The sequence below is a fragment of the Streptomyces sp. MZ04 genome (genome assembly GCF_004684775.1).
In the GTDB taxonomy this organism is placed as follows: domain Bacteria; phylum Actinomycetota; class Actinomycetes; order Streptomycetales; family Streptomycetaceae; genus Streptomyces.
This window is the reverse complement of record NZ_SRIC01000437.1, coordinates 1-4721: the sequence shown is the minus strand read 5'-3', so window position 1 is coordinate 4721 and position 4721 is coordinate 1. Positions and strand designations below refer to the sequence as shown.

5 protein-coding genes, 1 tRNA gene and 1 pseudogene are annotated in these 4721 nt (G+C 72.3%); 3 read left to right on the top strand and 4 right to left on the bottom strand.

Features of this window, described 5'->3' with window-relative positions; translation table 11 throughout:
* Both E2651_RS44455 and E2651_RS41275 read left to right on the top strand, forming a co-directional pair.
* Window positions 1-278: pseudogene (locus E2651_RS44455) on the top strand (cytochrome b/b6 domain-containing protein); the annotation flags it as partial.
* Entirely contained in the window at window positions 275-1864 is a 1590-nt protein-coding gene (locus E2651_RS41275; RefSeq protein ID WP_135336406.1) for an NADH-quinone oxidoreductase subunit NuoF family protein, read from the top strand. The pseudogene E2651_RS44455 and the gene E2651_RS41275, both read left to right, overlap by 4 nt.
* A gap of 74 nt (window positions 1865-1938) precedes the next feature.
* Here E2651_RS41275 and E2651_RS41270 read toward each other — a convergent pair.
* A tRNA-Ala gene (locus E2651_RS41270) sits at window positions 1939-2011 on the bottom strand.
* A 113-nt stretch (window positions 2012-2124) separates the two neighbouring features.
* Between E2651_RS41270 and E2651_RS41265 the strand changes: the two genes are divergently transcribed.
* Window positions 2125-3369 carry a glycosyltransferase 87 family protein gene (locus E2651_RS41265; RefSeq protein ID WP_135336405.1) on the top strand — a complete coding sequence of 415 codons (1245 nt, stop codon included), beginning with the start codon at window positions 2125-2127 and terminating at the stop codon, window positions 3367-3369.
* A gap of 3 nt (window positions 3370-3372) precedes the next feature.
* Here the strand turns inward: E2651_RS41265 and E2651_RS41260 are convergent, their stop codons facing one another.
* From E2651_RS41260 to E2651_RS41250, 3 genes are all read right to left on the bottom strand, one after another.
* Entirely contained in the window at window positions 3373-3606 is a 234-nt protein-coding gene (locus tag E2651_RS41260) for a hypothetical protein (protein WP_016643127.1), read from the bottom strand.
* A 3-nt stretch (window positions 3607-3609) separates the two neighbouring features.
* Window positions 3610-3801 carry a hypothetical protein gene (locus tag E2651_RS41255; protein WP_135336404.1) on the bottom strand — a complete coding sequence of 64 codons (192 nt, stop codon included), beginning with the start codon at window positions 3799-3801 and terminating at the stop codon, window positions 3610-3612.
* Window positions 3802-3887: 86 nt separating this feature from the next.
* Window positions 3888-4721, bottom strand: an 834-nt coding sequence (locus E2651_RS41250) for an MFS transporter (protein ID WP_135336403.1), incomplete at its 5' end; no start/stop codon positions are given.

Below are 4721 nucleotides of genomic sequence, written 5' to 3'. Positions count from 1 at the left end.
GGCCGTCCCCGTCCCCGCCGCCTCCCGCCGAGGCCCCCCATATCCCGTACGACTACGACTCCTACGACACCACGCACGACACGGCGTACGTCTACGAAGACCCCGCCTACCGCTCCCACGACACGTCGTACGGCTCCACGTACGAACCGGCGTACGACCCCACGCCCCCGTACGAAGCCCCGTACGACAGCGGTCCCGCCACCGAACCGCTGCCCCACACCTTCCAGGCGCCGAGTCCGGGCGAACCCTGGAACGCCACCTTCGGAGGCCCCAAGTGAACGCGGCGCTGCCCGATGTCCCCGAAGTCCGCGTCGTCGGACTTCCGCTCCTGACCTCGGGCTTCGACCTGGTCGAACGCCTCGATCTGGCGATGCACCTGAAGGTGCACGGGCCCCTGGAACCCATGGCGGGCGAGTCCCTGGCCACCCTCTCCGAAGACATCTCCTTGCGCGGCAGGGGCGGCGCGGGCTTCCCCTTCGCCCGGAAGCTGCGCGCGGTCGCCGACGCCGCGATACGTCGTGGGGTGCGCCCCGTGGTCGTCGTCAACGGCAGCGAGGACGAACCGGCCTGCCGCAAGGACACCGTCCTGATCAACCGCGCCCCGCACCTCATCCTCGACGGCGCGCTGCTCGCGGCCGAGGCGCTGGGCGCCCGCACCCTCGTCATCGGCGTGACCCGCGACTCCACGGAGTCCTCCATGCGCTCCGCGCTCGCCGAGCGCGGCCTGACCAACCGGCGCGGATCGGGCATCCGCGCGCGCGTGCAGCGCAATCCGGTGCGCATGGTGACCGGCGAGTCATCGGCCCTGGTCCGCTCGGCGGACGGCGGCCCGCCGATGCCCCCGGGGCGCAAACTGCGGACCTCCGACTCCGGGGTGGGCGGCGCCCCCACCCTGCTGTCCAACGCGGAGACCTTCGCCCAGCTCGCGGTGGCCGCCCGCATCGGCGCCGACCGCTACCGCCGCACCGGCCTGCGGGACGAGCCCGGCACAGTGCTGCTCACCGTCTCCGGAGCGGTCGCCCGCCCCATGGTGGTGGAGGTCCCCACCGGAGTGCCCCTGCGGTACGTCCTGCAGCTGGCCGGCGCGCCACCGCTCCCCCAGGGCGTCCTGACGGGCGGCTATCACGGCAAGTGGCTCGACGCGGTCACCGCCCATGACGCGGTCGTCTCACGCGCCTCCCTGGAGGCCTGCGGGGGTGCGCTCGGCGCGGGCGCCATCCTGCCCATCGGCGCGGGCACCTGCCCGCTCGGGGAGTCGCTGCGCGTGGCGCACTGGCTGGCCGCCGAGAGCTCGGGCCAGTGCGGTCCCTGCTACCTGGGGCTCCCTGCGGCGGCGCGCGGCCTCGCGGACATCCTGGACGGCGGCGGGCCCACCGCCCTGGAGGCGCTGCGCGAAGTGACCCGGGCCGTGAAGCGGCGCGGCGCCTGCAAGCACCCGGACGGCTCGGCGGCCTTCCTGGACTCCTCGATCTCGGCGTTCACGGACGACCTCGCCGCGCATGTCCTGGGCGGCGGCTGCGGCCGCCCCGTGGAGGGCGTCCTGCCGCTCCAGGCGGAGGCCCCTCAGTCGGAGGCGCCGAGCGGTCGTAAGCTCGCCGTCGACTGGACGCTCTGCCAGGGCCACGGCCTGTGCGCGGACATCGTCCCCGAGCTGATCCAGCTGGGCCCCGACGGCTTCCCCGGCGTGGCGGAGGCCTCCGTACCGCGGTACTCCGAAGCACGCGCCACACGTGCCGTACGCCGCTGCCCGGCGCTCGCGCTGCGTATCGAGGAGGACCCCTCGGTGGCACCACCGCGCCCGGCACTGCCTCCCGCCCTGCCACCGGGCCGCGGCCGCAGGGCACTCGGAAGCGGGCGACCGTGACACCCCCGTAGACACACGACAACAGACACACGAAAGCGGGCCACCCGATCCGGGTGGCCCGCTCTCATCTTCTGTGGAGCTAAGGAGAATTGAACTCCTGACCTCCTGCATGCCATGCAGGCGCTCTACCAACTGAGCTATAGCCCCTTGCTTGTTTCCGCCCGGTTCCCCCGGCGGCTCCGCCAACATTACACGGTCCTCCCCGTGCTCTACCAAATCGTTTCCGTTCTGTACGGATACGGCCGGTACTGTCTGCCTTCGTGACCGTGATCGCGCTCGCCGCCGCCCACCGCCGCGTTCCCCTGGCCGCCTGGGTCTGCCTGCTGTCCTTCACGGCCTTCTGGCTCGCACAGCGCGCCGCCGACGTCTCGATGATCGACCTGATGGTCTACCGGGCCGAGGGCGAGACCGTGCGCGCGGGCGGCGACCTCTACGCGCTGCGCACCACCGAGGCCCATCTGCCCACCACCTACCCACCGTTCGCCGCCCTGCTCTTCACGCCGCTGACGCTCCTGGACACGGCGGACATGCGCACCCTGGCGACGCTCGGGAACCTGCTTCTCCTCGTGGCGCTCGTCCGCCTCTCCCTGCGCCTGATCGGAGATCCGCTCCACGCGCGCGTGGAGAGCGCCCTGTGGGTGGCCGCGCTCGCGGTCTGGGCGGAGCCCGTGTGGACGACTTTGCGGTACGGCCAGATCAATCTGCTGCTCGCCGTCCTGGTCCTGTGGGACCTGTCCCGGCGGCCGGGCCACCGCTGGGCGGGCGTGGGCATCGGCGTCGCGGCGGCGATCAAGCTCACGCCCGCGCTCTTCGCGGTGTTCCTGTTGCTCACCGGTGCCGCCGAGGCCGTGCGGCGGGGGCGGTGGCGCGTACCCGTGCGGCACGCGTGCGTGGCCGCCGGTTCGTTCGCCGGCGCGACACTGCTCGCGGCCGCCGCCCTGCCCTACGACTCCTGGCGCTTCTGGACCCGGATGGTCTTCGAGGCGGGCCGGGTCGGCCTGGCCGAGGACACCGCGAACCAGTCGCTGCGCGGCGTCCTCGCCCGGCTTCTGCACACCGGGGAACCGGGCCTGCCGTGGGCGGTGACCGCCGCCGCGGTCGGCGCCCTGGGCCTCGCGGTCGCCGTCGCCGCCGAGCTGCGCGGGGAGCGCGCCCGGGCGGCGGTCACCTGTGCGGCGACGGCACTGCTGGTCAGCCCGGTGTCGTGGTCGCACCACTGGGTGTGGTGCGTACCGATGGCGCTCCTCGTATGGACGGCGGCGGTGCGCCGGGGCGGCCGGGCCAGATGGGCGGCGACCGGAGCCGTCGCCCTCGTCTTCTGCTCGTACGCCGTGTGGTGGGTCCCGCATGGCGCGGGACGGCTCGAACTCGGCCAGAATTATGGCCAGATGACGCTGTCCGCGCTCTACGTAGGGACCGCTTTCGCGTTCCTGCTGCACGGGACCGGACGCCTGACCCGCCTGAAGATCAAGACCTGGAGATCAAGACTGGAGATCAGGACCTGAAGATCAAGCCGTGGCGAAGGAGTAGAAGCGCTTGAGCGTGCAGTGCTCGTCGAGCAGCCGACCGTAGATCGGCTCCCCTTCGAGCTCGCGGTACGTCTCGATGGGGTCGCCTTTTATGATCAGCGCCCGCGCGCACTCCTCGCACCAGTACTGGTAGTCCGGGTTGACGGGCTCCATGTCGCGGACGATCGGCGTACCACTGCCGCACCAGTCGCACTTCCGCCTGTGTGCACCCATCGATCAGCTCCAGCTGCGGCCGCAGGCCGTGCACACGTACGAGACACCGCCGTTGTCACCGAGCACTTGGGCGACATGGGACGAACCGCAGGACGGACAGGTCAGGAGGGCGATCGCCGCGAAGGGAACGGCAGCGCGGCTCGGCGCTGCCACTTCGATGAGGCCTTCGGCCCCTTCGAGGATGCTCGCAGGCATCGCTCTCCCTTCCGTCGGGTCACATTCGGTGATCTGGTGCGGTCCCCTTCCGGCCGTCCGATTCTGCCACGGTCTGAGCGAACCGGTCAGCGACGCATTCGTACCAGTCCGGACACGGCGCCGAGAGCGGCCGCCCCTGCCAGGGCGTACGCGCACACCAGGAGCGCGTCCGCGGATGAATACGCCCCCGGAGCCCCTTGTGACTCAAGCCGGTTGAGGAAAAGTGCGCCGAAGGCCGCGACACCGGTCAGCTGGCCGATCTGAGCGACCGTCGAGAGCAGGCCGCTGGCGTCCGCGGCGTCCTCGGGCCGCACCGTGGACAGCGCCCGTGTGAGCGTCGGGCTGAAGCCGAGGGACAGGCCCACGCCGACGCCCACGAATGCCACATACAGCCACGGGCCGCCTTCCCCGCCGTCGCGCAGCAGCAGGCCCACGGCGAGCGCCGACACCGCGGAGAGCGCGAACCCGCCGGGAATCAGCGCGCGTTGGACCGCCGCGGGCCAGCGCCGCCAGGTCAGGCCGACCACGCCGAACACCACGGCGGTCGGCGCGAACGTGAGCCCGGCACGCAGCGCGCTGTAGCCGAGGCCGCCCTGGATGTGCAGGGTGAGCACGAAGAGGAAGCCCGCGTTGACCGCCATCACGACGGTGATCCGGAAGACCGCGAGGCCCATGCCCGGGATGCGAAGGACCCGCGGCGCGATCAGCGGCGCCCCACCGCTGCGGGACAGCCGGGACTCGTAGCCGCAGAACAGCGCGAAGACGACCGCCGACGCGCCGAGCGAGAGCCATGACCACAGCGGCCAGTCCTTCTCCTGGCCGAGCACCAGCGGCACGGTGAACAGCGAGACCGCGGCACCGAGCAGCACCAGGCCCGGCAGATCGAGCCCGCGGGCCCGCTCGGCCGCCCGTTCCCCCGC

Bases quoted from the DNA above. Each gene is read 5' to 3' on its own strand.
- E2651_RS41260 (WP_016643127.1), bottom strand. From the start codon at position 3,606: ATGGGTGCACACAGGCGGAAGTGCGACTGGTGCGGCAGTGGTACGCCG.
- E2651_RS41255 (WP_135336404.1), bottom strand. From the start codon at position 3,801: ATGCCTGCGAGCATCCTCGAAGGGGCCGAAGGCCTCATCGAAGTGGCA.